Annotated in this window: 22 protein-coding genes; 8 read left to right on the forward strand and 14 right to left on the reverse strand. The window is 67.8% G+C overall.

What is annotated here, in order from left to right:
- Window positions 1–112: 112 nt before the first annotated feature.
- The 4 genes from PcP3B5_RS15255 to PcP3B5_RS15270 all read right to left on the reverse strand — a co-directional run bounded on the left by PcP3B5_RS15255 (window position 113) and on the right by PcP3B5_RS15270 (window position 5,834).
- On the reverse strand, window positions 113–1,525 hold the full coding sequence (locus PcP3B5_RS15255; protein WP_061561758.1) for an efflux transporter outer membrane subunit: 1,413 nt from the start codon (window positions 1,523–1,525) through the stop codon (window positions 113–115).
- Between the two features lie 11 nt (window positions 1,526–1,536).
- Window positions 1,537–3,516 carry a MacB family efflux pump subunit gene (locus PcP3B5_RS15260; RefSeq protein ID WP_061561759.1) on the reverse strand — a complete coding sequence of 660 codons (1,980 nt, stop codon included), beginning with the start codon at window positions 3,514–3,516 and terminating at the stop codon, window positions 1,537–1,539.
- A complete protein-coding gene (locus tag PcP3B5_RS15265; RefSeq protein WP_061561760.1) occupies window positions 3,517–4,689 on the reverse strand; it encodes an efflux RND transporter periplasmic adaptor subunit in 1,173 nt (390 codons plus the stop codon).
- Between the two features lie 131 nt (window positions 4,690–4,820).
- Complete coding sequence (locus PcP3B5_RS15270; RefSeq protein WP_061561761.1) at window positions 4,821–5,834, reverse strand: FecR family protein; 1,014 nt, start codon at window positions 5,832–5,834, stop codon at window positions 4,821–4,823.
- Window positions 5,835–6,118: 284 nt separating this feature from the next.
- Between PcP3B5_RS15270 and pvdQ the strand changes: the two genes are divergently transcribed.
- The 4 genes from pvdQ (at window position 6,119) to PcP3B5_RS15290 (ending at window position 11,374) form a co-directional block, all read left to right on the forward strand.
- The gene (pvdQ, locus tag PcP3B5_RS15275) at window positions 6,119–8,407 is read left to right on the forward strand and encodes a bifunctional acylase PvdQ (RefSeq protein WP_082816337.1); all 2,289 of its coding nucleotides are present in this window, start codon (window positions 6,119–6,121) and stop codon (window positions 8,405–8,407) included.
- 127 nt (window positions 8,408–8,534) lie between these two features.
- On the forward strand, window positions 8,535–8,837 hold the full coding sequence (locus tag PcP3B5_RS15280; protein WP_051879225.1) for a transcriptional repressor: 303 nt from the start codon (window positions 8,535–8,537) through the stop codon (window positions 8,835–8,837).
- 164 nt (window positions 8,838–9,001) lie between these two features.
- A complete protein-coding gene (locus PcP3B5_RS15285) occupies window positions 9,002–10,324 on the forward strand; it encodes a lysine N(6)-hydroxylase/L-ornithine N(5)-oxygenase family protein (RefSeq protein ID WP_043272787.1) in 1,323 nt (440 codons plus the stop codon).
- A 57-nt stretch (window positions 10,325–10,381) separates the two neighbouring features.
- The gene (locus PcP3B5_RS15290; RefSeq protein WP_061561762.1) at window positions 10,382–11,374 is read left to right on the forward strand and encodes a GNAT family N-acetyltransferase; all 993 of its coding nucleotides are present in this window, start codon (window positions 10,382–10,384) and stop codon (window positions 11,372–11,374) included.
- A gap of 557 nt (window positions 11,375–11,931) precedes the next feature.
- On the opposite strand, the gene fhuE is transcribed toward PcP3B5_RS15290, so the two are convergent.
- The 3 genes from fhuE to PcP3B5_RS15305 all read right to left on the reverse strand — a co-directional run bounded on the left by fhuE (window position 11,932) and on the right by PcP3B5_RS15305 (window position 15,947).
- Window positions 11,932–14,358: a ferric-rhodotorulic acid/ferric-coprogen receptor FhuE gene (fhuE, locus tag PcP3B5_RS15295; RefSeq protein ID WP_061561763.1), complete on the reverse strand. Its 2,427-nt coding sequence runs from the start codon at window positions 14,356–14,358 to the stop codon at window positions 11,932–11,934.
- A gap of 99 nt (window positions 14,359–14,457) precedes the next feature.
- Window positions 14,458–15,456: a FecR domain-containing protein gene (locus tag PcP3B5_RS15300; protein WP_420820172.1), complete on the reverse strand. Its 999-nt coding sequence runs from the start codon at window positions 15,454–15,456 to the stop codon at window positions 14,458–14,460.
- Window positions 15,423–15,947: a sigma-70 family RNA polymerase sigma factor gene (locus PcP3B5_RS15305; protein WP_009622003.1), complete on the reverse strand. Its 525-nt coding sequence runs from the start codon at window positions 15,945–15,947 to the stop codon at window positions 15,423–15,425. Before PcP3B5_RS15305 ends, PcP3B5_RS15300 begins: the two co-directional genes overlap by 34 nt.
- 184 nt (window positions 15,948–16,131) lie before the next feature.
- Here PcP3B5_RS15305 and PcP3B5_RS32440 point away from each other — a divergent pair, with 184 nt between their 5' ends.
- The gene (locus PcP3B5_RS32440; protein WP_202816942.1) at window positions 16,132–16,281 is read left to right on the forward strand and encodes a hypothetical protein; all 150 of its coding nucleotides are present in this window, start codon (window positions 16,132–16,134) and stop codon (window positions 16,279–16,281) included.
- Between the two features lie 277 nt (window positions 16,282–16,558).
- Here the strand turns inward: PcP3B5_RS32440 and PcP3B5_RS31480 are convergent, their stop codons facing one another.
- Both PcP3B5_RS31480 and PcP3B5_RS15315 read right to left on the reverse strand, forming a co-directional pair.
- Window positions 16,559–16,963, reverse strand: coding sequence for a hypothetical protein (locus tag PcP3B5_RS31480; RefSeq protein WP_145923907.1), 405 nt, complete (start codon window positions 16,961–16,963; stop codon window positions 16,559–16,561).
- A gap of 113 nt (window positions 16,964–17,076) precedes the next feature.
- Window positions 17,077–18,309: an NADH:flavin oxidoreductase/NADH oxidase family protein gene (locus PcP3B5_RS15315; RefSeq protein ID WP_061561765.1), complete on the reverse strand. Its 1,233-nt coding sequence runs from the start codon at window positions 18,307–18,309 to the stop codon at window positions 17,077–17,079.
- Between the two features lie 204 nt (window positions 18,310–18,513).
- Between PcP3B5_RS15315 and PcP3B5_RS15320 the strand changes: the two genes are divergently transcribed.
- Window positions 18,514–19,509, forward strand: a complete 996-nt coding sequence (locus tag PcP3B5_RS15320; RefSeq protein WP_061561766.1) for an acetoacetate decarboxylase family protein — start codon at window positions 18,514–18,516, stop codon at window positions 19,507–19,509.
- 324 nt (window positions 19,510–19,833) lie between these two features.
- Here PcP3B5_RS15320 and PcP3B5_RS15325 read toward each other — a convergent pair whose 3' ends face one another.
- The gene (locus tag PcP3B5_RS15325) at window positions 19,834–20,295 is read right to left on the reverse strand and encodes a MerR family transcriptional regulator (RefSeq protein WP_009621970.1); all 462 of its coding nucleotides are present in this window, start codon (window positions 20,293–20,295) and stop codon (window positions 19,834–19,836) included.
- 133 nt (window positions 20,296–20,428) lie between these two features.
- On the opposite strand from PcP3B5_RS15325, the gene PcP3B5_RS15330 reads away from it, so the two are divergent.
- A complete protein-coding gene (locus tag PcP3B5_RS15330) occupies window positions 20,429–21,259 on the forward strand; it encodes an alpha/beta fold hydrolase (protein WP_061561767.1) in 831 nt (276 codons plus the stop codon).
- A 130-nt stretch (window positions 21,260–21,389) separates the two neighbouring features.
- Window positions 21,390–22,376 carry an NAD(P)H-quinone oxidoreductase gene (locus PcP3B5_RS15335; RefSeq protein WP_061563273.1) on the forward strand — a complete coding sequence of 329 codons (987 nt, stop codon included), beginning with the start codon at window positions 21,390–21,392 and terminating at the stop codon, window positions 22,374–22,376.
- Window positions 22,377–22,559: 183 nt separating this feature from the next.
- Here PcP3B5_RS15335 and PcP3B5_RS15340 read toward each other — a convergent pair whose 3' ends face one another.
- From PcP3B5_RS15340 to PcP3B5_RS15355, 4 genes are all read right to left on the reverse strand, one after another.
- Window positions 22,560–23,333 (reverse strand): alpha/beta fold hydrolase, encoded by a 774-nt coding sequence (locus PcP3B5_RS15340; protein WP_061561768.1) that lies wholly within the window; start codon window positions 23,331–23,333, stop codon window positions 22,560–22,562.
- A gap of 66 nt (window positions 23,334–23,399) precedes the next feature.
- Window positions 23,400–23,903: a cytochrome P460 family protein gene (locus PcP3B5_RS15345; protein ID WP_061561769.1), complete on the reverse strand. Its 504-nt coding sequence runs from the start codon at window positions 23,901–23,903 to the stop codon at window positions 23,400–23,402.
- A gap of 13 nt (window positions 23,904–23,916) precedes the next feature.
- Window positions 23,917–24,906, reverse strand: coding sequence for an alpha/beta fold hydrolase (locus tag PcP3B5_RS15350; RefSeq protein WP_061561770.1), 990 nt, complete (start codon window positions 24,904–24,906; stop codon window positions 23,917–23,919).
- A 45-nt stretch (window positions 24,907–24,951) separates the two neighbouring features.
- The gene (locus PcP3B5_RS15355) at window positions 24,952–26,301 is read right to left on the reverse strand and encodes an epoxide hydrolase family protein (RefSeq protein ID WP_061561771.1); all 1,350 of its coding nucleotides are present in this window, start codon (window positions 26,299–26,301) and stop codon (window positions 24,952–24,954) included.
- Window positions 26,302–26,515: the final 214 nt, after the last annotated feature.

A 26,515-nucleotide genomic window follows, 5' to 3' on the forward strand; every position in this document is an offset into this window, starting at 1 on the left:
CGCTATCACAGCAGGTCCGCACTAGGCAGGCCTGTAGGGGGTATCCGTCAACGGAGGATGAATCGGCTGAAGAAGGCAGGAGTGTCAGTGCCTGGGTGTGAAGAGCGCGGCGTCAGGGCCGCCGGGCGAGGCTGCCGCTCTCTTCCCAGCCGCCCCCCAGAGCCTTGAACAACCCCACCGCCGCCTGCAGGCGCGCCAGGCGCAGCTGCACCGCGGCGTCCTGCGCCTGGTAGAGGGTGCGCTGGGTGTCCAGCACCGTGATCAGGGTTTCCGCGCCGGCCTGGTAGCGGCTGTCGGAGAGTTCGAAGGCGCGCTGCGCCTGTTCCAGTTCCTGCTGCTGCCAGTGCAGCTGGCGGTCGATGCCGTCGATGCCGTTGAGCGAGCGCTCGGTGTCGGCGAAGGCGCCGAGGATGGCCTTGCGGTAGTTCTCCAGCAGCTCGCGTTGCAGCGCCAGGCGGCGGTCGCGCTCGGCGCCCAGGCGGCCGTGGTTGAAAATGGGCGCGAGCAGGTTGGCGCCCAGGTCGTAGTAGGAGGTGCGCAGCAGGTCGGAGGCGTGGTTGGCGCCGGAGGACAGGTTGGCCGTCAGCGTCAGGCTGGGCAGCATGGCGGCGCGGGCCACCTGCACGTCGGCCTGGGCCGCCGCCAGTTGCGCTTCGGCGCGGGCGATGTCCGGGCGGCGGGTGAGCAGTTCGCTGGGCAGGCCGGCGCCGACCTGCGGCCACTGCACGCTGTCGAACGGCTGGCCGCCCAGTTTCAGGGCCGGCAGCGGTTCGCCGATCAGGGTGGCCAGGGTGACCTGGGCATCGCGCTCCTGCTGTTGCAGCAGCGGCAACTGGCGCTGCTGGGCGGCCACCAGGCCGCTCTGCTGGGCCACTTCCAGTTCGGTGGCGGAACCGGCCTCGCGGCGGCTGCGCACTAGGCCCAGGACCTGCTCGGCATTCTCCAGGTTGAGCCGGGCGATGCGCTGCTGTTCGCGCAGGGCGAGCACCTGCAGGTAGGCGTTGGCGACCCCGGCCACCAATGTCAGTTCGACGGTGGCGCGGTCGTACTCGCTGGCCTTGAGGCTCTGCAATGCGCTGCGGTAGGCGGCGCGGCGGCCGCCCCAGAAGTCCACTTCGTAGCTGGCGCTGAGGCCGGCGCTGAAGGTATCCACCGCTTTGTCGTCCTCGCTGGCGTCGATGCCGCTGTAGCCGGCGCCGTGCAGCAGCTTCTCGCGGGTAGCGCCCAGTTGCGCGTTGACTTCCGGCAGCAGCGGCGCGCCGGCGATCACCGCGCTGGCGCGGGCCTGGTCGACGCGGGCGATGGCCGCCGCCAGGTCCTGGCTGTTGTCCAGGGCACGCTGGACCAGGCCGTCCAGCTCGCCGGCGCCGAAGCGCGTCCACCAGCGCTGCAGCTCGCCGCGGCGGGTGTCGCCGGCGCCATACTGCCAGGCGGGCGGGGCGGCGATGCCGCTGTCGAGGGGTTGCGGGGCGCCGGCGCAGGCGCCCAGCAGCAGGCAGGCGGGCAGTAGGCTCAGGGCTTTCATTCGGGTGTCCGTCATTGGCTGGCCAGGGCGGCCACCGGGTCGAGGCGGGCGGCCTTGCGCGCCGGCATGAAGCCGAACACCAGGCCGGTGGCCAGGGCGCAGGCGAAGGCGCCGAGGATGGCCGCCGGGGAGAACGCCACCGCCACCTTGCCCAGCAGCAGCGCACCGCCGATGCCCAGGGCGATGCCGACGCCGGCCAGGCCGCCGACCACCGAGAGCAGCGTGGCCTCGGTGAGGAACTGGCGCAGGATGTCGCTCTGCCGCGCGCCGGTGGCCATACGGATGCCGATCTCGCGGGTGCGTTCGCGCACGGTCATCAGCATCACGTTCATCACCCCGATGCCGCCCACCAGCAGGGAGATGGCGGCGATGGAGCCGAGCATCAGCGACAGGGTGTTCTGGGTGTGCGCCTCGGCCTGGATCAGCGCGGCGTTGTTGGTCAGCTCGTAGTCGCGCTGGCCGCGGTGCAGGCGCTGCATCAGGCGGTCGATGGCCTTTTCCGTCTCGTGCACGCGGCGCGCGTCGGCGGCGGCGATGATCACGTATTCCGGGTTGCGCGTGCCGAACAGGCGGATGCTGGCGGCGGAGTAGGGCACGGCGATGCGGTTGTCGGCGTCCTGGTCGCCGGAGCTGGAGCCCTTGGCCTGCAGCACGCCGACCACCTGGAAGGGCACGTTCTCGATGAGGATGTAGCGGCCGATCGGGCTGGCGGCGCCGAACAGCTTCTCGCGCACCTTGGCGCCGATCACCGCGACCGTGGCGGCGTTGGCCTCGTCGCGTTCGGTGAAGTAGCTGCCCTCGCTCACCGGCCAGTTGAGGATGGCCGGGAAGTCGGTGTTGTTGCCGCCGACGTAGGCGTGGTAGTCGAGGCTGCCGTGGCGCACCACCAGTTCGCCGCCGTTCACCGGCATGGCCATCTTCACCTGGGGCAGGGTGGCGATGGCCGCGACGTCGTCCAGGCTGACGACGCCCATGGGCGTGCGCGGGTTGGGCGAGTAGCCGCTGAGGTAGATGATGTTGGAGCCGAAGGCACCCATCTGCGCCATCACCTGGCGCTTGCTGCCTTCGCCGACGGCGAGCATCACCACCACCGAAGCCACGCCGATGACGATGCCCAGCAGGGTGAGGGCGGTGCGGAAGCGGTTCAGCCACATTACCCGCCAGGCCGCGCGGATGGCTTCCAGCAGTTCGGCGCGCCAGGCCCCGGCGGGCTCGGTGCTGCCCTGCTGCAGGCGCTCGCGCAGCTCCTCGGCGCGCAGGCCGGGGGTGGCCGGTTGCAACGGCGCGCCATTGGCGCTGTCGCTGACGATCTCGCCGTCGAGCACCTCGATGACGCGCTTGGCGCGGGCGGCGACGTCGCGGTCGTGGGTGATCAGGATCACCACGTGGCCCAGGGCGGCCAGCTCGTCGAGTAGCGCCATGACCTCGGCGCCGCTGTGGCTGTCGAGGGCGCCGGTGGGTTCGTCGGCGAGGATGATGTGGCCGCCGTTCATCAGGGCGCGGGCGATGGACACGCGCTGCTGCTGGCCGCCGGAAAGCTGCTGCGGGCGGTTGCCGGTGCGCTCGCCCAGGCCCAGGCGCTCCAGCAGCTGGCGGGCACGGCCGTGGCGCTGCAGGGCCGGGGTGCCGGCATAGATGGCCGGCATCTCGACGTTTTCCTGGGCCGAGGCCGAGGGGATCAGGTGGTAGCCCTGGAACACGAAGCCGAAGGCCTCGCGGCGCAGCCAGGCCTGCTCGTCGCTGTCCAGCTCGGCGACGTCGCGCCCGGCGAACAGGTAGCGGCCGCTGCTGGGGCGGTCGAGGCAGCCGAGGATGTTCATCAGCGTCGACTTGCCGGAGCCGGAGGCGCCGACGATGGCGACGAACTCGCCGGGGTGGATGCTCAGGGAGATGCCGCGCAGCACCTCGACCTCGGGGCTGCCGTTGCCGCCGTAGCGCTTGCGTACGTCGCGCAGTTCGATCAGCGGGATGTCCTGGAGGGTTTCGCTCATTCAGCCCTCGCCATTGTCCGGGGCGGCCATCAGCAGGCGTTCGCCTTCCTGCAGGCCGGACAGCACCTGAACGTGCAGGCGGTCGCTGATGCCGGTCTCGACCTTGCGGCTCTCCGGCTTGCCGTTGCGCCCCACCACCCAGACGTGGCGGCCACCCTGGCCGTCTTCATGCAGCGCGGCCACGGGGGCGGTGAGGGTGCCCTGGGCGGTGGCGGCGACGAAGAACACCTGGGCGGTCATTTCCGCCATCAACTGGTGGTCGCTGTTGTCCACGTCGACCAGCACCGTGTACAGCACCACCCGGCCGCTGCCGCTGGAGCCGCTGGCGGAGCTGCTGCCGGTGCTTTCCTGGTTGTTTGGGTCCAGCGGCTTGGGCGGCACCGGGAGGATCTGCCGCACAGTGCCGCTCCAGCGCCGCTGCTCGCCGGCGAGGGTGGTGAAGTAGGCCGGCATGCCCGGCTTGACGCGGCCGATGTCGGCCTCGGAGACCTGGGCCCAGACGGTCATCGGCGAGAGCTTGGCGATGCGCAGGATCAGCGGCGTCTGTTGCTGGGCGTTGAGCGTCTGGCCCTCGCGGGCGTCCACCGCCACCACGGTGCCGGACATCGGCGCGTAGATGCGCGTGTAGCCCAGCTCGGCCTCGTCGCTGCGCAGGGTGGCCTTGGCCTGGTGGATCTGCGCCTGGTACATGTCTATCCGCGCCTGGGTCGCCTGCACCTGCGCGTAGGCGGTCTGCACGTCTTCCTCGCGGGTGGCGCTGGCGGCGGCCAGGCGCTGCTGGCGCTGGTACTGCTGGCGCGCCAGCAGGTGCTGGGCGCGCTGCTCGGCCAGCTGCGCCTTGAGCACTTCGATGGAGTAGCGGCCGGCGTCGACCCGCGCCTGCTGGGTAGAGGGGTCTATCTCCACCAGTAGCTGGCCTTCCTTGACCTCGTCGCCGGGCTCCACGTGCAGTTTGAGTATCTGCCCCGATGCCTGGGCGCCGACGTCCACGTAGCGCCGTGGTTGCAAGGTACCGAGCGCGGTGACGCTGCTTTCGATGTCGCCACGGGCGACGGGGGCGGTGATCAGGTCATCGCCGCCGAAGGGGTGGGTCTGCCAGGCGGCGACGGCGAACAGGGAGACGAGAAGGGCTGCGATCAGCAGTATGCGACCAGTACGACGGGGGCGTTTCATTCGGGGTTCCGGCCAGGGCTTGGAAGGCATGCCGCCGCGGGGGCGCGGCCAGGCATGCGCTTTCGGGAAGACGGATGATGCCCAAGGAAATTTAGCGCCGACAGGGCTGGCGGAGCTTTATTCGCGCTCTGTTACAACTGCGCGTAGCGGCTGCTGATGCGGATGCTGCCGTTGTCCAGGCGCTGCAGTTCGACCGGCAGTACACGGGGCAGGGCGTTGACCAGTTCCTGCAGGTTGCGCGTGCGGTAGGTGCCGCCGATGCGCAGGTTGGCCACCGTCTGGTCGGCCAGCACCAGCGGGGCGTCCAGGTAGCGGTTGATCAGCGGCAGGGCGGCGCCCAGCGACAGGTCGTCGAGCACCAGGCGGCCGTCGCGCCAGGCCAGGACCTGGGCGGGGTCGGCGCTGGCCACCCGGGGCTGGAGCATGCCGGCGCGGTAGCTGGCCTGCATGCCGGGGGTCAGGCTGCTGTCGTTGCCGTCCTTCTCGCTGCGCACCCGCACCGAGCCTTCGGTGACGGTCACGGTGACCTGGTCCTGGTACTTCCACACGTCGAAGCGCGTGCCGGTGACGGTGATGCTGCCCTTGGCTGCGCGCACCACGAAGGGGTGGCTGGCGTCGTGGCTGACGTGGAAGTAGGCCTCGCCCTGGTCCAGCACCACCCGGCGCACGTCGCGGAAGTTGGCATAGGACAGGCGGGTATTGAGGTTCAGCTCGACCTCGCTGCCGTCGGGCAGCAGCACTTTGCGCAGGGTGGCGTCGGCCTGGTAGCGGTGGTAGCTGTCCGGCACCCAGCCCTGCAGCCAGCCCAGGTAGCCGGCGGCCGGCAGTACCAGCAGGGCGAGGGCGGCGGCGCGCAGTTGCTTGCGCCAGGAACGCCGGCGGCGGCCCGCCTGAGCCGGTGGGCGTGGCAGCGGTGGGCGGCGGCCGGTAGTGCGCGGGGTGGGGCGGACTTCCAGCAGGTGCGCGCTGAGCTTCCAGATCTTCTCCACTTCGGCGTACTTGGCCGCATGCCGCGAGTCGCTTTCCAGCCATTGCTGGAACTGCGCACGCTCGGCATCGCTGCAGTCCGGCTCGTGCAGGCGCATGCACCAGTGCGCGGCGGCCTGCGCCACGGGATCGCTCGAAGGGGAACGGGGGGTAGTCATGAGGGGGCCGGTTGAACCTTGCCGCGCCTGGATCCGGCGCCGCCATGGCGGAGGGATGATGGGCGCAATTATAGGAGAGCTCGCATCCTACGGAAAGCCGCGGCCGGGCGCCAGCCACCCCGATCCAGCCTTGCCGGGGCGCCTACGGCGGGCGTCGGTAAAGTTTCCCGGGTGCGCTTCGTTCCCTGAATGCCGGCGTTCGGGGCGGAGCATTCATGCCGCCGAAGGCCGCGACTCCCAGTCGTCCTGCGCCATCCGCGGCGCGCTCGTACAGAGATGAATCGATGCAAAAGCGCACCCTCGTGGCCGGCCTCGCCGGCGCCTTGCTCGGCCTGCTGCCCCAGGCTCAGGCCGACAGCGCCCGCCCGGCCGCCCTGGCCGCCGACATCCGCTGGACCGCCTACGGCGTACCGCACATCCGCGCCATCGACGAAGGCGGCCTGGGCTTCGGCGTCGGCTACGCCTACGCCCGCGACAACGCCTGCCTGCTGGCCGACGAGATCGTCACCGCCCGCGGCGAGCGTTCGCGCTATTTCGGCGCCGAGGGCGAGTCCTCGGCGCAGGTCGGCAACCTCGCCTCGGACGTCTTCTTCACCTGGCTCAACCGTCCGGAATCCGTGGAAGCCTTCCGCAAGGCCCAGTCCACGGAAGTGACGCAACTGCTGGAAGGCTACGCCGCGGGCTTCAACCGCTTCCTGCGCGAGGCCAGCGCCGACACCACCAGTTGCCTGGGCCAGCCCTGGCTGAAGCCGATCGACAGCGGCGACCTGGTGCGCCTGACCCGTCGCCTGCTGGTGGAGGGCGGTGTCGGCCAGTTCGCCCAGGCTGTGGTAGCCGCGGCGCCGCCGGGCGCTGCCAGTGCAGCCCTGACCGGCGCGGAGGGCTTCCGCCTGGCCGAGCAGCGCCGCGAGCGCTTCCGCCTGGAACGCGGCAGCAACGCCATCGCCGTCGGTGCGGAGCGCTCGGCCAGCGGCCGCGCCCTGTTGCTGGCCAACCCGCACTTCCCCTGGCAGGGCGCCATGCGCTTCTACCAGTTGCACCTGAGCATTCCCGGCAAGCTGGACGTCATGGGCGCGGCGCTGCCCGGGCTGCCGATGGTGAACATCGGCTTCAACCGGCACCTGGCCTGGACGCACACGGTGGACACCTCCAGCCACTTCACCCTCTACCGCCTGGAACTGGACCCACAGAACCCGCTGCACTACCGCCTGGACGGACGCTGGCAGCCGCTGGAGAAGCGCGTGGTGGAGGTCCAGGTACGCGGCGCCGACGGCCAGTTGCAGACGGTCGAGCACAACGTCTACGAGTCGGTCTACGGCCCGGTGCTGGTCTGGCCCGGCAAGCTCGACTGGAGCGCCGGCGAAGCCTACGCCCTGCGCGACGCCAACCTGGGCAACACCCGGGTGCTGCAGCAGTGGTACTCGATCAACCAGGCACGCGACGTGGCGGACCTGCGCCACCGCGTGGAATCCCTGCAGGGCATTCCCTGGGTGAATACCCTGGCCGCCGACGAGCACGGCGACGTGCTCTACCTGAACCAGTCCGTGGTGCCCAACCTGACCCCGGGGCAGCTGCAGGCCTGCGCCATTCCCGCGCTGGTCGCCGAGGGCCTGCCGGCGCTGCAGGGCAACCTCGGGCGTTGCGGCTGGAGCCGCGACCCCGGCGCGGCGCAGCCCGGCATCCAGCCGGCCACGCAACTGCCGGCGCTGGTGCGCCGCGACTTCGTGCAGAACTCCAACGACAGCGCCTGGATGACCAACCCGGCGGCGCCGCTGGAAGGCTTCTCGCCGCTGGCCAGCCGTCAGGACCAGCCCCTGGGCCTGCGCGCCCGCTTCGCGCTGCAGGCCCTGCAGGGCAAGGGCGCTATCGACGAACCGCTGCTGCAGCGGCTGGTCACCGGCAACCACGTCTACGCCGCCGACCTGGTGCTGCCCGACCTGCTGCAACTGTGCCGCCAGGCGCAGGAAGCAGCGCTGTCGTCCGCTTGTGGCAGCCTCGCCAAGTGGGACCGCAGCGCCAACCTCGACGCCGGCCCGGGCTTCGTCTACTTCCAGCGCTTCATGACCCACTTCGACGCGCTGGAGGGCGCCTGGAAGGTGCCGTTCGACCCCGCGCGGCCGCTGCAGACGCCCAGCGGCATCGCCCTGGACAAGCCCGAAGTGGCGAAACAGGTGCGCGAAGCGCTGCTGGCCGCGACGAAAGAGGTGCATGAGCTGGGGCTCGACCAGCGCCAACGCTGGGGCGAAGTGCAGGTCAGCAGCACGGCCAAGCCGCCGATTCCGATCCCCGGCGGCGACGGCCACCTGGGCATCTACAATGCCATGCAGAGCGTGCCCCAGGGCGACCACCTGGAGGTGGTGAGCGGCAGCAGCTACATCCAACTGGTCAGCTTCACCGCCGAGGGCCCGCAGGCCAAGGGGCTGCTGGCCTTCTCCCAGGCCAGCGAACCGCGTTCGCCGCACCATGCCGACCAGACCCGGCTGTTCTCGCGCCAGGCCTGGTCGCCGCTGCCCTTCACCGAGGCGCAGATCGACGCGGACCCGACACTCCGGGTGGTGCGCCTGGCGCAATGAAAGGAGGCGTACTCCCATGATTTCCAATGAGCTTCAGGCACCTGCGCAACGGATTCGAGCATGCAAGAGGAGGGCGGCGCACCCGCAGCACTGGCTGCGCCCGGCCCAGGGGGACAAGGAGAAGCCAATGACCCAATCCAGAGCCAGCGAGCCCGCCCGGCGGATTCTGGCCCATGCCGGCCTGCGCACCAGTCTGCCGCGGCTGGTGGTGTTGAGCGCCTTCCACGAGCAGGACGCCTATACGGTGGAAGAGCTCTACCAGCGCCTGCGCGAGCCGACCAACTCCATCACCCAGGCCTGCGTGCAGAGCACCCTGCGCAGCCTGGGGCGCAGCGGCGTGCTGGTGCGCGATGCGCAGCGCCGCTACCGCCTGGCGCCCTCGTTCTCGATGGCGCTGGACGAAGAGGGCGAGCGTCGCCGCCTGCAGTGATGCGTCTGCGCCGCTGGAATTCCTACATAAAATGCCAATGAGACGCATTCTAAATTTCCGCAAAGCGGTCTCGTCTTTCTGAAACAAGGCGCCGATGCGGCGTCTCCATGGGCCGGCGAACCGCCGTCGCGCCTCCTGGCAAACGGGCTAAGGATATTGGCAGCATGAACCAGATGATCACCCCCACCTACGACGTTCTCGGCATCGGTTTCGGGCCTTCCAACCTGGCGCTGGCGATCGCGCTGCAGGAGCAGGCGCAACGCGAGGGCCTCGACTACCACGCGCTGTTCCTCGACAAGCAGGGCGACTACCGCTGGCACGGCAACACCCTGGTGGCGCAAAGCGAACTGCAGATCTCCTTCCTCAAGGACCTGGTGAGCCTGCGCAACCCCACCAGCCCCTACAGCTTCGTCAACTACTTGCACAGCCAGGGGCGCCTGGCGGACTTCATCAACCTCGGCACCTTCTACCCGTGCCGCATGGAGTTCAACGACTACCTGCGCTGGGTCGCCCGGCACTTCGCCGAGCAGGCCCGCTACGGCGAGGAGGTGCAGCGCGTGGAGCCGGTCGCCGGCGCCCACGGCATCGACCTGCTCAAGGTGGTCTCGCGTGATGCAGAAGGCCACGAGAACTTCCGCCTGGCGCGCTCCATCGTCCTTAGCACCGGCGGCACGCCGCGCATCCCGCAGGCCTTCGCCAGCCTGCGCGGCGATGCGCGGGTGTTCCACCATGCGCGCTACCTGGAGCGCATGGCCGAACAGCCCTGCGTGCGCCACGAGCCGATGCGCATCGCCGTGGTCGGCGGCGGGCAGAGCGCCGCCGAGGCCTTCATCGACCTCAACGACAGCTATCCCTCGGTGCAGGTCGACATGATCCTGCGCGCCGCCGTGCTCAAGCCGGCCGACGACAGCCCCTTCGTCAACGAAATCTTCGCGCCCAACTACACCGACCTGGTGTTCCAGGAGCCGGAAAGCGAGCGCGAGAAGCTGATCGCCGAGTACCACAACACCAACTATTCGGTGGTGGACCTCGACCTGATCGAGCGCATCTACGCCATCTTCTACCGCCAGAAGGTTTCCGGGCAGGCCCGCCACGGCTTCCTCTGCCGCCGCCACGTCGAAGGCGTGCGCGCCGACGCCGCCGGCGTGCACCTGAGCCTGCGCGACAGCGCCACCGGCGAGGTGGAACAGAAGCAGTACGACGCGGTGATCCTGGCCACCGGCTACGAGCGCAATTCGCACCGCGAACTGCTGGCGCCGCTGCAGGCGCACCTGGGCGACTTCCGCGTCGACCGCGACTACCGCCTGCAGACCGACGCGCAACTGCGCACGCCCATCTACCTGCAGGGCTTCAGCCAGGCCAGCCACGGCCTCAGCGACACCCTGCTGTCGGTCCTGCCGGCCCGTGCCGAGGAGATTTCCGCGTCGCTGTTCCGGCACCTGCAGGTGCAGCCGGCAGCTCGCACAGTCGCCGCCGAGACCGCCTGAGCCCATGGGCCCGTTGCCGCCCCCGTCGGGGCGGCGCCTGCAAGCGAGAGTATCCGCATGTCCAGTCCGCTTCCCGAATCCATCCTGCCACTGCCCGACGGCCGCCAATTGAGTGCCGAGACGCATGGGCGACGCCTGACGCTGTCCCTCGATGGCGCGGCGCTGCTCGCCCTGGAAAGCGATGGCCATACCTGGCAGCTGTTGTCCGAGGTGTCATCCTTCGCGCTCTGGGCCTTCGCCTACTGGTGCTTCGCCCATGACGAACAGCGCCAGGTAATCCTCCTGCAAGGCGCCGGCTGCCCGGCGCCGCCCTACGCCGAAGGGCTGCTCAGCCGCAATGGCGACGGCTTGGCGCAAGTGGAGCGCAGCGCCTTCTGGCAACTGCCGCAGCCTTGGCTGCGCCAGCCCCGCGAGGTGGCGTTCCCCCAGGTGTTCCGCATCGACGCCGGCAAGCGCCACCCGCTGCGCCCGCTCAAGCCCGAAGGCGAGGTCTACCGGCGCTTCGATGCCCGCCTGGGAAGCTGGATATCCTTGCGCACCCTGGATATCGACGCCGACCTGGACCGCTTCAACCGCTGGCAGAACCACCCGCGCGTGCTGGAATTCTGGCAGGAGGGCGGAAGCCCGGTGCAGCACCGGGCCTACCTGGAAAAGCTCGCGCTCGACCCTCACGCGCTGACGCTGATCGGCTGCTTCGACGACCAGCCCTTCGCCTATTTCGAAGCCTACTGGGCCAAGGAAGACCGCATCGCGCCGTTCTACGCAGCGGACGACTACGACCGCGGCATCCACATGCTGGTGGGCGAAGACAACCAGCGCGGCCCGCACAAGGTACAGAGCTGGCTGGATGCCCTGGTCCACTACCTGCTGCTGGACGAACCGCGCACCCAGCGCATCGTTGCCGAGCCCCGCGCGGACAACGCGCGCATGATCGGCCACATGCAGCGCCTGGGCTTCTGGCGGGAAAAGGAATTCGACTTCCCGCACAAGCGCGCGGCGCTGATGGTGCAGAGCCGGGAGAACTTCTTCGAGCGCTGCGCGCTGCGCTGACCGGCGCCGCCCAAGGGCGCTCCAGGCGGGGGCCTGCTTTTCTACGGGGCTACGGGTTTGCGACGGTGTTGAGGCAGAGGTTAAAGCGCACCCTCACCCCAGCCCTCTCCCGCAAGCGGGAGAGGGGACCATTCGTGCCACCGGGGTGTCCGGCGGGGGCGTTGAATCCAATCGCGGACAAAGTCCGCTCCTACGCCCTCCGGCAAACATCAGACCCGTAGGATGGCGTTGAGCGAAGCGATACCCATCACCACGACCGCATGGGTTTCGCCAAGGCTCAACCCATCCGTTGAGGCGCGCCTTGGCGCAGCCGGCAAGACAGTTGCTCCTACGCCCGTGCTTCCTGGAACCGTAGGAGCGGACTCTGTCCGCGATTCGGCGGATAACGCCGTAGGCGTTATGCGCCCTACGGATTTCCAGAGAAACATCCGAGCACTCGGAGCGGCGCGCTACACCAAGCCCCCAACCCCACCCCACATGAAAATGCCGTTCCCCTCATAAAGAGAAACGGCATTCTTCCTTGACTGAACAGCGCCCAGGGCTTTGTCGTTCGCCGCTCAGAACTTGTAGTTCAAGGTGGCCAGGACGTTGCGGGGGGTACCCCAGACGCCCTGGCCGTACCAGTTCACCGCGGTCTGATACTTCTCGTCGAACAGGTTGTTGACGTTCAGCTGCGCCGAGATCTGCGGGGTGATGTCGTAGCGGGCCATCAGGTTGGCGACCAGGTAGTCGGACTGTTCCTGGCGCTGGCCTTGGGGCCCTACGCCGTCGTAGTAGATGCGGCTCTGCCAGTTGGCGCCGCCGCCCACCGTCAGTTGCTTCCATTGCCCCGGCAGGCGGTAGGTGGTGAACAGGCGTGCCATGGTGCGCGGCAGCTGGGTGTTCACGTCGTTGTCGTCGGAGTCCTTGGCGCTGTAGTGGGTGGCGAAGAAGAAGGCGTTCCAGTTCTCGGTGAGCGCGCCGGACAGTTCGAACTCCACGCCCTTGGAGGTGGCGCCGTCGGTGGCGTAGTAGGCCGGGCTGTCGGGGTTGCCGGGCACGGAGTAGCCGACGTCCTGCTGGCCGAGGTTGTCCTGGACGATACGGAAGGCGGCCAGGGATGCGTTCAGCCTGCCGTCGAGGAACTCGCCCTTGATGCCGGCCTCGTAGGCGTCGCCGGTGACCGGGTCGAGCCAGGCGCCGTTGCGGTCGCGGTAGTCCTGGAAGTTGAAGATGCTGGTGTAGCTGGCGTACAGCGAGTAATTCTGGTTCAGGTCGTAGACCAGGCCGGCGTAGGGGATGAACTTGTGGTCGCTGTAGTCGTACTCGCCCGAGGAGGCCCAACCGGCGCCTTCGCGGTCGTACTGGGTGAAGCGGCCGCCGAGGATCAGCTTCAGCGGGTCGGCCAGGGACAGGCGCAGGGCGGCGTAGCCGGCCTTCTGCTTGGTGTGGTTGCGCTCGGAGAGTTCGCGGTTCTCGTAGTCCCACTCCGGTTCCGCCACGTGGCCGAAGTCGTACACGCTGACCGGGGATTGCCAGGGCGTCTTGTTGCCGATCCAGTCGAACGAGTACTTGTGGTCGAAGTAGGTGGCGCCGACCACGGCCTCGTGGGTGCGCCCGAACAGTTCGAACGGGCCGGACAGGCGCAGGTCGGTGCTCTGCTGCTTGCGCTCGCCGGGGAAGCGCGACTGCGAGGGTTCGGCGTCGATCAGGCCGGTCTCGGGGTCGGGAAAGCCCCAGTTGAAGATCCGCGCGTTGTCCACTTCGTTGCGGTTGTGCATGACGCGGAACTGCGCCTGCCAGTCGTTATCGAAGCGGTGCTCGAGGTTGGCGAAGAAGTTCTTGACCTCGACTTCCTCGGTGTTCCACTTCGGCGCGATGCTGAACGAGCGGCTGTAGTGGGTCTTCGAGCCGTCGCTGTTCCACAGCGGCACGCCGCCGTAGGTCAGGCCGTCGGCGTCGGACTTCTGGTAGCTGGCGCCCAGGCTCAGGGTGGTGGCGTCGGTCAGGTCCACGTCGACCACGCCGTAGATCACGTGGCCCTCGCGGGAATAGCGGTCGAAGAAGTTCTTCTTGTCCTGGTAGGCGCCCACCAGGCGGCCGCGCACGTTGCCGGTGGGCGTCAGCGGGCCGGACAGGTCCAGGGTGCTGCGGTAGTTGTCCCAGGAGCCGGCGCTGACCTGCGCCTCGCCGCGGAACTCCTTGCTGTCGGCGCGCTTGCGCACGAGGTTGACCGAGGCCGAGGGCTCGCCGGCGCCGGTGAGCAGGCCGGTGGCGCCGCGGACGATCTCGATGCGGTCGTAAATGATGGCGTCCAGCTCGGACTCGCCCGCGGCGTAGTTGCTCTTGTAGTAGCTGGAGATGCCGTCGTACTGCAGGTCGTTGATGAAGAAGCCGCGCGAGGCGAAGACGGTGCGCTCGCTGTCCAGCTGCGGCGCGGAGATGCCCGGCGCGTTGGCCAGCACGTCGCCGAGGGTGGTCATGTTCTGGTCGTCCATCCGCTGGCGGGTGATGACGCTCACCGACTGCGGCGTCTCGCGCGTCGACAGCGGCAGGCCGGTGGCGGCGGCGGTGGCGCCGGTGGTGTAGGAGCCGGTGCCTTCGGTGGTGGTGCCCAGGGGGCTGGAGATGACCTGGGTAACGCCCAGGTTCACCGGCTCTTCCGAGACCGGCTTCATGGTGTAGCGGCCGTCGCTGTCCTGCACGGCCTGCAGGCCGGAGCCTGCCAGCAGTCGCTGCAGGGCTTGCGCCACGTCGTAGCTGCCGTCCAGGCCCTGGCTCACGCGGCCGTCGGTCAGCGCCGGGTCGAAGGAGATCAGCACCTTGGCCTCGGTGGCGAAGCGCGTCAGCACTGCGCCCAGGTCGCCTTTGCCGATGTGGTATTCGCGCACGTCGGCGCCATCGGGCTCGGCCTGGGCGGGGACGCCCAGGCCCAGTACGGCGGAAAACAGCAGAGCCTGGGCCAGCGCCAGGGGGAGGGGACGTGGGGCGAAGGGTGCTCTCATGGTGGTGTCGTGCTCTTCCAGGTTGGCAGTGGGGCGTTTGCCCTCTGCTTGATGAGTCGAAGGAGCACGGGGAAACCTATCAGCGTCCCGCAGAAATTTTCAGCGAGGCACGACCTTGACCCAATAGCGGGTGCGCTGGACGACCCGCACCGGCAGGCTGGAGGCCACCGCCCGCAGGGCCTTGTCGGTGTCGTCCAGGGAGAAGGTGCCGCTGATCCTGAGCCCCGCGATGGCGGGGTCGCAGTGCAGCCAGCCGCTGCGATAGCGAGCCAGCTCGGTCAGGAACTCATCCAGCCGCTGCCGGTTGGCGACCAGCAGCCCGCTGCTCCAGGCATCCTGGCCCGGAGAAACGGGGAAAGGCCTGCCGGTAGCATCGGCACTGAGCGAGCACTGCTGGCCGGCCTCGAGCAACAGCGGCTGGCCGTGGGCCGGCGTGAGGCGGACACGGTGCTCGAAGACCGCGACCTGGGCGCTGTCGTCCTGCAGGCGCACGGCGAAGCGGGTGCCCAGCGCCTGCACCGTTCCTTGCGGCACCTGGACGAGGAAGGGGCGGTTCAGGCTATCGGGGGCCGTGGTCACCAGCAGCTCGCCGCGACGCAAGATCAACTGGCGCTGCTGGGCGTCATAGGCGACATCCACCGCGCTGTCGCTGTTGAGCTGTACGCGGGTGCCGTCAGGCAAGGTAGTGCCGAACCGCTCGCCCAGCGGGCTGCGCAGGTCCGCATCCCATCCCGCCGTCCTGGTGTAGCGAAGGCCGCCATAGCCCAGCGCCGTGCCGCCTGCGACGAGCACGAAGCCCTTGAGCAGCGTGCGTCGGTTCAGGCGTCCGTTCCGCTCGGCCTGGAGCAGGGCCCGGGGTGCGAGCGAAGCGGGCAGGCGGCCGAACTGGCCAAGCGTCAGCTCCACCTGGCGCCAGGCCCAGGCGTTCTCGCCGCGCTCTTCCAGCCAGCGCTGCCAGGCGCTGCGGTCGTGCTCGGTGGCGTGTTCGCTCTGCAGCAGGCTGTGCCAGGTGGCGGCCTGCTCCAGCGCTTCGCGCTGCTGTCGGTCGAGGCGGTCCAGAAGGCTCAGGGCAGGGCTCCCAGGCGGAAGAGCATGCAGTGGTGGGTGGCCTTGGCGATATAGCGGGTGATGGTGACCTCGCTGAGGTCCTCGGCTTCGGCGATCTTCCGGTAGGTCATGCCCTCGAGTTGGGAGAGCAGGAAAGCGCGCCGCACCTTCGGGCCCAGCCCGGCCAGCATACGGTCCAGCTCGCAGAGCGTTTCGAGCAGGATGGCCCGGTCCTCTTCGCTGATTTCCAGCGCCTCGGGCTGGCCGGCCAACTCCGCGAGCCAGGCACGCTCCAGGCGGTCGCGCCGATAGTGGTCGATCATCAGTCTACGCGCGATGGTGGCCAGGTAGCCCCGGGGCTCGCGTACTGCCTGCAGGCGATCCGGGGCGTCCTGCGCGGTCAGGATGCGGATGAACACATCCTGCACCAAGTCCCGGGCAAGCTCGGTGCAGTTGACCCGCGGCCGCAACCAGCCGAGCAGCCAGCGGTGATTGTCTTGATAGAGGTGACTCACCAATTCCCTGGTACGCGATGCCGACATGGATAGCCCGGGTTGTGAAATTGAGACTTATTACCATCTTATGATTTTCGCCAGGCGTCCGGCAAGGCTGGCACGGAAGAGGGGATGCATTTGCTGTACAGCGATCACCACGGCTGGCTCAAGGGCTGGCTGCACAAGCGCCTTGGCAATGCCGCCGATGCGGCGGACATGGCCCTGACGTGTTTTGCGCCTGCTGCTCAAGCCTGCCTCGCGCGGCTTCTCCAGCCCGGTGGACGCGCGTGCCTACCTGCGCACGATGGCCCGCGGGATGTGCATCGACCTGTGGCGCCGGCGTGAGGTGGAACAGGCCTGGCTGGACACGCTGGCGGCCTAGCCGGAGCCTTTCGAGCCGTCGCCCGAGTTCCGCAGAGATCGAGCTTCAGATCGGCGGACTGGGAATACGAAGTCGGTTCGTAACCGGGAGCGAGGCCAGGTGCGGACATGAATGCCGATCGAGCGGAGCTGCCACGGCAGATCGACGGATCGACTCAGGGAAGATGCCGAGACGGGCAAACGAGCGGTTTTCCCTGGTGAATTCTGCAGGGGCCCATCTGCAGCTGCGCTTATCCATGACTTCGCATAATGTATATTATGTTAAATTAAATATCTGTTCATGGAGTCCTGAGCCAATCCTGGCAAGGTCTCCTCCTCGCAAGCTCTTTCGCTTCTTCTTGCCACAAAGGCAATGCCTGACTATCGACTTCTACCAGCAACAACCATTCCGGGCTGAATGGTCGTTGAGCCGCTCTTGCGTCTTTCATGCCGCTCTCGTCGGCGTCCAAGCGTTCCACGACGAATTTAATAAAGCGCCCTTCGTCCTCGATTTCCCGCAGCCGTGGAACTAGCCGGGCGCCAGGAGCAATTCCAGTTGCTGCAGGTCGCTGCGGGAAAATTCCAGCAGCTCGTCGATCATCGATCAGTCGCTCCTTCAACGGCATCCACTGCGGGACATAGAACAGGTAGCCGCTGACCACGCAGCACACCAGGCCGCAGGCCATGATCGCCAGGGCGTTCATGATCAGCAGTTACGAGCGGCGGAGCATGGTAGTTCTCCCCATTCTGGCTACCCTGGCCTATTCATGGGAGCGCCTGATCCAGCCGTATCTCCGAGGAGCCCCCCGGCAAATGATCAGCCGACAAGCCCCCTCACCCAACGCCGATACCGCCAGGTGCGAACCTGCGTATCCAGCTGCTGCTCCAGCAGCGCCAGCGCCGGCGCGACATTCGGGTTGGCCAGCTTGCCGAGGCTCAGGCGGCGCAGTTGGTGCTTCACCATCGCCATGTAGCCGATCGACGCAAGTACCTTGTTCTTCCAGGTGATGGGCCGGAGCATGGGCGCGCTTGCCTGCCCCGCCCGCCAGTCCCTGGGCAGGTTGGGGTCGATGGCCAGCGCGGTGCCCATGCCGACCATGTCGATGCCGTTGTCCAGGACCTGCTCGGCCACCGGCAGCCGGCGCACGCCGCCGGTGACCATGACCGGCATCTTTGCAACGGACGAGATGTCCTTGGCGAACTCCAGGAAGTAGGCCTCCCGGGCTAGGGTGCGGCCGTCGCGGGCCTGGCCGTGCATCGCCGGCGCTTCGTAGCTGCCGCCGGACAGCTCGATCAGGTCCACGCCCAGCGGGTTGAGCAGCGCGACCACCTGCTTCGCATCGTCCGTGCTGAACCCGCCGCGCTGGAAGTCGGCCGAGTTGAGCTTCACCGACACGGCAAACCCGGGGCCCACGGCTGAGCGGACTTCCCTGACCACCTCGAGCAGCAGCCGGGCGCGGTTCTCCAGCGCCCCGCCCCACTGGTCCGTGCGCTTGTTGGTGATCGGCGAGAGGAACTGGCTGATCAGGTAGCCGTGCGCGGCATGGATCTGCACGCCGGTGAAGCCGAAGCGTTCGGCGAGCACGGCCGTCCTGACGAAGCGCGCCTTGACGTCAGCGATGTCCGCCTCGGTCATCGCCCGCGGCGGTATGAACTGTTTGGAGAAGTTGCCCAGGTCCATGGGGACTTCCGAGGGCGCGATGGTGTCCTGCTTCAGGGCCGCGGGCATCTGCCGGCCCGGATGGTTGATCTGCATCCACACCTGCCCGCCATGGGAGCGGGCGGCTTGCGCCCAGGCCCGGAAGCGCTCGCCGAAGCGCTCGGACTCCAGCACCACCCCGCCCGGCCCGGTCATGGCGCGGCGGTCGATCATGACGTTGCCGGTGATCATCAGCCCGACCTCCCCTTCGGCCCAGGTGCGGTAGAGGCGGATCAGGGCGTCCGAGGGCGCATGGTCCTTGTCCGCCATGTTTTCTTCCATGGCGGCTTTGGCGAGACGGTTGGAAAGGACGGCCCCATTGGGCAGGGTCAACGCAGTGAACACTGTCATCACAGGCTCCAGGATTGGCGACTGCTGCACCATAACCTTTAAGTCAACTTTAATGTCAAGGGTGTTTTCGCGTGTCGTGCCAACCACTCGGAATCCGGGATTTCAGGGGCTTGACCTTAAAGTTCAGTTAAAGGTTAGGGTTCGCCGGCAAGCTGCTGGCCAGCGTGCCGCAAGCCCCACGCCTAACCCTGGAGAGAGTGAACAGTGAAACTCGGAAGTGTTGCCGCGATAGCCGGACTTTTCGTCAATGCCCTTGCAGCCTCCGCATGGGCCGAGGTTCCAGCGACCGAAAGCACGATGATCGACATCGCCGGCCATGAAGTGCCTGTGGTGAAAGGCGGGTTGTACGACCGCTACCGTTCGAACCCGCCCCTCTCGGTGATCGCCGCCGAGGCGCCGGACGTCGACCTGAGCTGGTTCAAGGGGCTCGCCAAGACGAAGGTGGACATAGGCTTCGAATCCTACTCGCCGAACTTCTACTACAAGAACAGCCGGGTCACCGCCGTCTACACGGCGGACATCGACAAACTGAGGGAGCTGATACCCGCCAAGGTCCTGGAAAAGGTGCAGCCCCTGCAGGTCTGGCCGGGGCGCGGCCTGGTGGCATTCACCGCCTACTCCTATCACTACTGCGACAACGACAGCTACAACGAAGTCGCCCTTTCCATCATCACCAACAAGCCTGGCCGCTCGAACCTCGGCCCCCTCACGCTGGTTGGCCAGTCGCTGTCCAAGGATTATTGGGGGTACGTGCTCAAGCTCCCGGTGAACACCGAACTCGCAAGGGTTCGTGGCGTGGTTGGCTACAACCTGCCGAAGTGGCTGACCGGCATCGACGTCACGGAGGATGCGCACAAGGTGACCTACGACATCGTCGATAGCCGGACAGGCAAGGTGGATGTGGTGTTCCAGGCGGCCAAGCTTGCCGAGCTTTCGCAGAAGGACGAGTTGGTGACCAACAGCTTCACCAATACCGACCGGAACGGCGAGCTGACCTATGGCTACGCGGTGTCGCGCCAGCTCAGCCATGCCTCCAGCAGCGACGGGGATTCGGCGCGGCTGATCCTCGGCGACGGCGAGCTTTCCAGCTACATCAAGTCGCTGAAGCTCGGAAAGATGCTGAAGTACGAATACGTTCCGCAGTTCCAGAGCGCGCTTTATGCGCCCAAGCCGTTGAGCGCGCTTGTCGGCAAGGACTGACCAGGCGTAGGGCGGATAACCGTTTGCGGTTATCCGCCGTTTGACCTTGACCCCCGGCGCGCCGCGGATTCCATCCGCGATCGCGGACAAGGTCCGCTCCTACGAAAAGCCGTGCTCGCCTGCAACGTAGGAGCAACTGTCTTGCGCCGAGGTGCTCTTCGCAGGATGGGTTGAGCTTGCGAAACCCATGCGGTTGCGCTGATGGGTATCGCTTCGCTCAACACCATCCTACGAAAAGCCGTGCTTCCTGGAACGTAAGCGGACTCTGTCCGCGATTCGGCGAATAACGCCGTAGGCGGAGAAACAACCGGGAGCTCCGATGGCTCACTCGGCAGAAACGCTACCGACCTTGGCCTGCCTACGGACCGGCATTGCCACACTGCCCTCCTCCCGCAGCCGCTCCAGCACCCGCTGGGTGTTGTCTGCGCACTGCATCCCTTCCGGCTTGCTCTCGATGCTCTCGATGGCCACCAGCAACTGCGCCTTGTTCTGCTCCAGGCGCTTCTGCAGCACCTCGATCTCGCCCACCTTGCGCCTGAGGCCCTCCAGCAGTTCGCCATGCTGCCAGCCACTGGCGTTCAACGGCAGCAAGGGGCGGATCTCCTCCAGCGAGAAGCCCGCGCTCTGGGCGCCGGTGATGATCTCGAGGATCACCAGCGTCTCCGGCGCGTAGTCGCGGTAGCCATTGGCCTTGCGCTCGACCGAGTTGATCAGGCCGCTGGCCTCGTAGAAACGAATGCGCGAAGGCGCCAGCCCACTGAGCTTCGCCAACTCTCCAATTCTCATGCCGCACCCTCGAAAAAGCGTTGACCTTAAAGCTTACTTTAAACCTACAGTGATTGGACGGCCAAGCGATGGGGCGTTCACGCGGTGTCGCATCGCTGGTCACCGAACTCCACCTCACACAGGAGATGCGAACATGGGATATGTCACCACGAAGGATGGCGTCGAGATCTTCTACAAAGACTGGGGCCCCCGCGATGCCCAGGTGATCCACTTCCACCATGGCTGGCCGCTCAGCGCCGACGATTGGGATGCCCAGCTGCTCTTCTTCCTGGCCAACGGCTTCCGTGTCGTCGCCCATGATCGCCGTGGGCACGGGCGTTCGAGCCAGGTGTGGGACGGCCACGACATGGACCACTACGCCGACGACGTGGCCGCGGTGGTCGATCATCTCGGCACCCGGGGCGCGGTTCACGTCGGCCACTCCACCGGCGGCGGCGAGGTCGTCCACTACATCGCCCGCCATGGCGAGGACCGTGTTTCCAAGGCCGCCATCATCAGCGCCGTCCCACCGCTGATGGTGAAGACCGACAGCAACCCCGGCGGCCTGCCCAAGGCGGTTTTCGACGACCTGCAGGCCCAACTCGCGGCCAACCGCGCACAGTTCTACTACGACGTGCCCGCAGGCCCCTTCTACGGCTACAACCGCCCAGGCGCGAAGCCCTCGGAAGGCATCATCTGGAACTGGTGGCGCCAGGGCATGATGGGCTGCGCCAAGGCCCACTACGACGGCATAGTCGCGTTCTCGCAGACGGACTTCACCGAGGACCTGAAGAAAATCACCATCCCGGTCCTGGTGATGCATGGCGACGACGACCAGATCGTCCCCTATGAGGACTCTGGCCTGCTCTCGGCGAAGCTGCTTCGCAACGGCACGCTGAAGACCTACTCAGGCTTCCCCCACGGGATGCCGACCACCGAAGCCGATACGATCAACGCCGACCTGCTCGCCTTCATCCGCGGCTGACGAGCCCGGGAGCCAGGTGCGCCTATCCTGGCTCCCCTTCTTTCCTGGTCGATCAGATCGGCCATTTCCACGCTGCGTCAATGCTTATACCGAGGTTCGCAATATGAACGCGCCCAACATTCCTTCCCACATGACAGCCATTGAGATCAGCCACCCGGGAGGACCGGATGTTCTGGTCCCGGTCCAGCGGCCCACTCCCCGCCCGAGCGAAAGGGAAGTGCTGATCAAGGTGCATGCCGCCGGCGTGAATGGGCCCGACGTCCTCCAGCGCAAAGGCCTCTATGCTCCGCCGCCTGGCGCCTCGGATATTCCCGGGCTGGAAATATCCGGCGAAATCGTGGCGCTGGGCGCCGAGGTAAGCAATTTCGCCATTGGTGACAAAGTGATGGCCCTGGTTCCCGGTGGCGGCTATGCCCAGTACGCCGTTGCAGACGAGCGCACCACCCTCCATTTGCCCGAGGGCTTGAGCCTGGAAGAAGCGGCGGCCTTGCCGGAAACCTTCATGACCGTCTGGACCAACCTGTTCCAGCGAGGGCAGTTCAAGGCCGGGGAAGCGGTGCTGATCCATGGTGGCGCTTCCGGCATCGGCACAACGGCCACCATGCTGGCCAGGGCTTTCGGCGCCTCGCAGATTTTCACCACGGTAAAGAACGAGGAACAGCAGGCTGCCAGCCGGTCTCTGGGCTCGGATCACCCCATCAACTACACCCGGCAGGATTTCGTGGCAGAGGTCCTGCGCGAGACCGGGGGGCGCGGCGTCGACGTGGTGGTCGACATCATCGGCGGGGACTACGTCGATCGAAACTTCCAGGCAGCGGCCATGAACGGCCGCATCGTTCAGATCGGGCTGGTCAAGGGGCCCGCGGCCACCGTCGATTACTTCCAGATGCTGGTGAAGCGCCTGACGCATATCGGCTCGACCCTGCGTTCTCGAAGCCACGACGAGAAAAAGGCGATCATCGATGAGCTCGAGAGCCAGGTCTGGCCCCATGTCCGCAAGGGCGAGGTCAAGCCCCTGGTTTTCAAGGTCTTCGGCCTGACGCAGGCAAGTGCAGCCCATGAGTTGATGGACTCGGGCCTGCATATCGGCAAGATCGTTCTCGCAAGCCAGCCTTGACGATTCGACCGGCTCGCCATGAAACCACGGCGAGGCCGGTCTCCCCGCTATCTCCTTTTCCCTGCATCTCATAGCGACGCCGTTTCCCGGAGCCTGCGCGGGAAAGACCAGGGGCCAGCGAATCTGGGTGTCGCTGGCCGCTCCGCAAGGAGTGGCCAGCGCCGTCACCGGCCGAGCGAACCTTTACAGCGAAGCCGCAGCCTTCTCGATCGAGCGCGCCACCGCATCGGGATGCGAGACCATCACCACGTGGGAGGCGCCGCGGACCACTTCGACGTCTTTCGCGTGGGCCCGCTGGGCCATGAAGGCCAGGGCCTGCGGGGGGATGTTGCGGTCCTGGTCGCCGTAGACGAACCACGAGGGAATGCGCTGCCAGGCGGCGGCGCCGGCCTTCTCGTTCAGCGCGGCCTCGGTGACCGGGCGTTGGGCGGCGGCCATCAGCTTGGCCTGCGCAGCGGGCACGTCGGCGGCGAACTGGTCGTGGAACTTGTCCTGCTGGATGTACAGGTCCTTGCCGCCGCCGCTGAGCGCAACCGGCGGCGCCAGGGTCGGGCCGAGGGTGCTGCCGGGGAACTTGCCGGCCAGGTCCGCGGCGCTCTCCCCCGCCTCCGGGGCGAAGGCGGCGACGTAGACCAGCGCCTTGACGTTGCCGGCGTCGCTGGCCGCGGCGCTGATGACGTTGCCGCCGTAGGAGTGCCCGACCAGCACCACCGGCGTCTTCAGGCTGGCGAGGATGTTGGCGACGTAGGCGCCGTCGTTGGCGACGCCGCGCAGCGGGTTGGCGGCGGCCACCACGGTGTAGCCGTCGTGTTCTAGGATGCGCGTCACGCCGTTCCAGCTGGAGGCGTCGGCGAAGGCGCCATGGACCAGCACCACGGTGGGTTTCGCGGCGGCGGACGCGCCGGCGGCCATGAGCAGGCCGGCGGCGCAGGCCAGGGCACCGAGGGTTCTTTTCATCGGAGATTCTCCTTGCAGGGGAATGAGGCCGGGGCGCGCGACCCCGGCCGGTGGTGGGAATAGGCGCTAGGGCGCGTAGCGGGTGAACACCAGGTCATGGTTCTTCACCCGCGCCTGGTGGCAGGCGTAGCAGGTCTGGTGCTGCGCCTCGTCGGCCGGCTTGCCGTCGATGAAGCGGGCGAAGCCCCAGCCGCCGGTGGCCGCGTACTTCTTCGAGTCCTTGACCATGAACTGCACGGTGGTGGCCGCGCCGGGGATCGAGGCCGGCTCGAACTCCGGCGACTGCACGTGCTTCCAGGCCAGCTTGGCGAGCACGCTGCCGTCGGGGAACGGCAGCTTGCCCGCGCGGTAGGCCCGCATGGCGATGTCGTTGCCGAGCACGGCGCGCAACTCGTTCAGCGGCGCCGCTTCCTGCGCCGGGGCGACCAGCTGCCAGTTGCGGTAGCCCTCGGGCATGCGCACGCCGTAGATCGGCGAGGCGTCCGCGGCGGGCGCCGGGTCGGCGCTGGCGCCGCTGGCCAGGGCAAGCGCCAGGAGCGTCGCGGCGAGTGCGGTGAGTCTGGGTGTCATGGCTGCGCTCCGCTCACAGGTGGTCGGCGTCGACCACCGCCTGGACGAAGGCCTGCGGCGCCTCCTGCGGCAGGTTGTGGCCGATGCCGCCCTTGATCAGGCGGTACTCGTATTTGCCGCTGAAGCGCTTGGCGTAGGCCTCGGCCGGCGGGTGCGGCGCGCCGTTGGCGTCGCCTTCGAGGGTGATGGTCGGCACGCCGATCGTGGGGAAGGCCGCCAGGCGCTTCTCCAGTTCCGCGTAGCGCGCCTCGCCCTCGGCCAGGCCCAGGCGCCAGCGGTAGTTGTGGATGGCGATGGGGCCCTGGTCGGGGTTGTCCAGCGCCGCCGCGCTGCGCGCGAAGGTGGCGTCGTCGAAGTTCCACTTGGGCGAGGCCAGCTGCCAGATCAGTTTGGCGAACTCGTGGCGGTACTTGTCGTAGCCTTCGCGGCCGCGCTCGGTGGCGAAGTAGAACTGGTACCACCACTGCAGTTCGGCGCTGGGCGGCAGCGGCGCCTTGCCCGCCGCCTGGCTGCCGATCAGGTAGCCGCTGACCGAGACCAGGGCCTTCACCCGCTCCGGCCACAGCGCCGCGACTATGTCGGCCGAGCGCGCGCCCCAGTCGTAGCCGGCGAGCACCGCGCGCTTGATCTTCAGCGCATCCATGAAGTCGACGACGTCCACCGCCAGGGCTGCCGGCTCGCCGTTGCGCAGCGTCTTGTCGGAAAGGAAGCGGGTGTCGCCATAGCCGCGGGCATAGGGGATGAGCACGTGGTAGCCCTTGGCCGCCAGCTGCGGCGCCACCTCGCTGTAGCTGTGGATGTCGTAGGGCCAGCCGTGCAGCAGGATGACCACTGGGCCGTCGGCTGGGCCGGCTTCGGCGTAGGCCACCTTCAGCAGCCCCGCATCCACGTGGCGCAGCGCGCCGAAGGCGTCGTCCGCGGCCTGCGCCAGGGGGATGGCGAGGTTCGCCAGGGCGAATGCGAGCACCGGGGCGCCCAGGGCTTTGTACTTGAACGGGTTCATCGGGGTTCTCCCTTGCAGGGTGCCGGGAATCGGCGGGATGTCGGTCTAGCGCTCGACCAGCGAGGCGCGCTGCGGGCGGAAGGCCTCGCGCAGTTCCTCGCTGAACAGCTGCGGTTGCTCCCAGGCGGCGAAGTGGCCGCCCTTGTCCACCGCGTGGAAGTAGTCCAGCGAGGGATAGGCGCGCTGCGCCCAGCTCTTCGGCGCGCGGTAGATTTCGCCGGGGAACACGCTGATGGCCACCGGCACCTTGATCTGCGCGGTCTTCTGCGCGGCGGCGCTGAAATTGTTGTTGTTGTTTTCCCAGTAGAAGCGCGAGGACGAGGCGCCGGTGTTGGTCAGCCAGTAGAGGGAGATGTCGTCGAGCATCTCGTCGCGGCTGAGCACGCGCTCCGGCTCGCCGCCGCTGTCGGTCCAGGCGGCGAACTTCTCGTACATCCAGGCGGCCATGCCGGCCGGCGAGTCGGCCAGGGAATAGCCGATGGTCTGCGGCCGCGTCACCATCATCGCGCCGTAGGCGGCATTACGGCCGAAGAAGGTGCTCAGCGCCTGGTAGGCGGCGCGCTCGTCGGCGGACAGGCCACCGGGCGCAGGGTCGCCGCTGTTGATTGGCTTGACCAGCTCCGCCGGGATGGTCGCCGGCATGTTCAGGTGGATGGCCAACAGCCCGGGCGGCGCCAGGCGGCCCAGGGCGTCGGAGATCACCGAGCCGTGGTCGCCGCCCTGGGATACGTACTGCCGGTAGCCCAGGCGCTTCATCAGCACGTCCCAGGCCCGGGCCACCCGGTCGGGGTTCCAGCCCAGCTCGGTCGGCTTGCCGGAGAAGCCGTGCCCGGGGATCGCCGGGATCACCACGTCGAAGGCGTCCTCGGCCTTGCCGCCGTAGGCGGTGGGGTCGGTCAGCGGGCCGATGGTCTTGAGGAACTCCAGCGGCGAGCCGGGCCAGCCATGGGTGAGGATCAGCGGCATGGCGTGGGGCTGGCGGGAGCGCACGTGGATGAACTGGATGTCCACGCCGTCGATGCGGGTGACGAACTGCGGCAGGGCGTTGAGCTTCGCCTCGGCCTTGCGCCAGTCGTAGCCGTTGCCCCAGTAGTCGACCAGCGCCTTCAGCCTGGCCAGCTGCACGCCCTGGGAGGCATCGGCGACGGTTTCCTTGTCCGGCCAGCGGGTGGCGGCGATGCGTCGGCGCAGGTCGTCCAGCTGCGCCTGGGGCACCTCGATGCGGTACGGCCGGACGCTGTCGTCCTCGCTCGCCGTGGCGTTGGCGGACGCGACCAGGGCCAGCGGCGCCAGGTGCGCGTGGCTGCCGCCGAGCAGGAACAGGCCGACGGCGCCGGCCAGGAGCGAACGGGTGAACAGGTGCTGAGTCTTCCGTGGGTGCGATGCTGCGAGCATGGTCGATCTCCTTGAGTGGGGGGCGGGGCGTGGACGCAATCGTTCGCCCTCGGCGAAGCGCGAAGCTGGCCACTGTCGGTCGCGCCCGCCCCGCAGGCGGAGGCGCCGCGCAACCTGTGGCATCGATCAGAGCAAAGGACGGCGGGCCTGGGGATTGCACGAAGGTGTCGGTCGATACCTTCGTATCGTTGGCCCGCCGGCGCCGGGGCGCTGC

It is taken from the genome of Pseudomonas citronellolis (assembly GCF_001586155.1).
Taxonomy (GTDB): Bacteria; Pseudomonadota; Gammaproteobacteria; order Pseudomonadales; family Pseudomonadaceae; genus Pseudomonas; species Pseudomonas citronellolis.

What these genes read in the sequence shown, in the direction of transcription:
- PcP3B5_RS15255 (WP_061561758.1), bottom strand. Translation starts at nt 1,525, where the DNA reads ATGAAAGCCCTGAGCCTACTGCCCGCCTGCCTGCTGCTGGGCGCCTGC.
- PcP3B5_RS15260 (WP_061561759.1), bottom strand. Translation starts at nt 3,516, where the DNA reads ATGAGCGAAACCCTCCAGGACATCCCGCTGATCGAACTGCGCGACGTA.
- PcP3B5_RS15265 (WP_061561760.1), bottom strand. Translation starts at nt 4,689, where the DNA reads ATGAAACGCCCCCGTCGTACTGGTCGCATACTGCTGATCGCAGCCCTT.
- PcP3B5_RS15270 (WP_061561761.1), bottom strand. Translation starts at nt 5,834, where the DNA reads ATGACTACCCCCCGTTCCCCTTCGAGCGATCCCGTGGCGCAGGCCGCC.
- pvdQ (WP_082816337.1), top strand. Translation starts at nt 6,119, where the DNA reads ATGCAAAAGCGCACCCTCGTGGCCGGCCTCGCCGGCGCCTTGCTCGGC.
- PcP3B5_RS15280 (WP_051879225.1), top strand. Translation starts at nt 8,535, where the DNA reads ATGACCCAATCCAGAGCCAGCGAGCCCGCCCGGCGGATTCTGGCCCAT.
- PcP3B5_RS15285 (WP_043272787.1), top strand. Translation starts at nt 9,002, where the DNA reads ATGAACCAGATGATCACCCCCACCTACGACGTTCTCGGCATCGGTTTC.
- PcP3B5_RS15290 (WP_061561762.1), top strand. Translation starts at nt 10,382, where the DNA reads ATGTCCAGTCCGCTTCCCGAATCCATCCTGCCACTGCCCGACGGCCGC.
- fhuE (WP_061561763.1), bottom strand. Translation starts at nt 14,358, where the DNA reads ATGAGAGCACCCTTCGCCCCACGTCCCCTCCCCCTGGCGCTGGCCCAG.
- PcP3B5_RS15305 (WP_009622003.1), bottom strand. Translation starts at nt 15,947, where the DNA reads ATGTCGGCATCGCGTACCAGGGAATTGGTGAGTCACCTCTATCAAGAC.
- PcP3B5_RS31480 (WP_145923907.1), bottom strand. Translation starts at nt 16,963, where the DNA reads ATGAACGCCCTGGCGATCATGGCCTGCGGCCTGGTGTGCTGCGTGGTC.
- PcP3B5_RS15315 (WP_061561765.1), bottom strand. Translation starts at nt 18,309, where the DNA reads ATGACAGTGTTCACTGCGTTGACCCTGCCCAATGGGGCCGTCCTTTCC.
- PcP3B5_RS15325 (WP_009621970.1), bottom strand. Translation starts at nt 20,295, where the DNA reads ATGAGAATTGGAGAGTTGGCGAAGCTCAGTGGGCTGGCGCCTTCGCGC.
- PcP3B5_RS15330 (WP_061561767.1), top strand. Translation starts at nt 20,429, where the DNA reads ATGGGATATGTCACCACGAAGGATGGCGTCGAGATCTTCTACAAAGAC.
- PcP3B5_RS15335 (WP_061563273.1), top strand. Translation starts at nt 21,390, where the DNA reads ATGACAGCCATTGAGATCAGCCACCCGGGAGGACCGGATGTTCTGGTC.
- PcP3B5_RS15340 (WP_061561768.1), bottom strand. Translation starts at nt 23,333, where the DNA reads ATGAAAAGAACCCTCGGTGCCCTGGCCTGCGCCGCCGGCCTGCTCATG.
- PcP3B5_RS15345 (WP_061561769.1), bottom strand. Translation starts at nt 23,903, where the DNA reads ATGACACCCAGACTCACCGCACTCGCCGCGACGCTCCTGGCGCTTGCC.
- PcP3B5_RS15350 (WP_061561770.1), bottom strand. Translation starts at nt 24,906, where the DNA reads ATGAACCCGTTCAAGTACAAAGCCCTGGGCGCCCCGGTGCTCGCATTC.
- PcP3B5_RS15355 (WP_061561771.1), bottom strand. Translation starts at nt 26,301, where the DNA reads ATGCTCGCAGCATCGCACCCACGGAAGACTCAGCACCTGTTCACCCGT.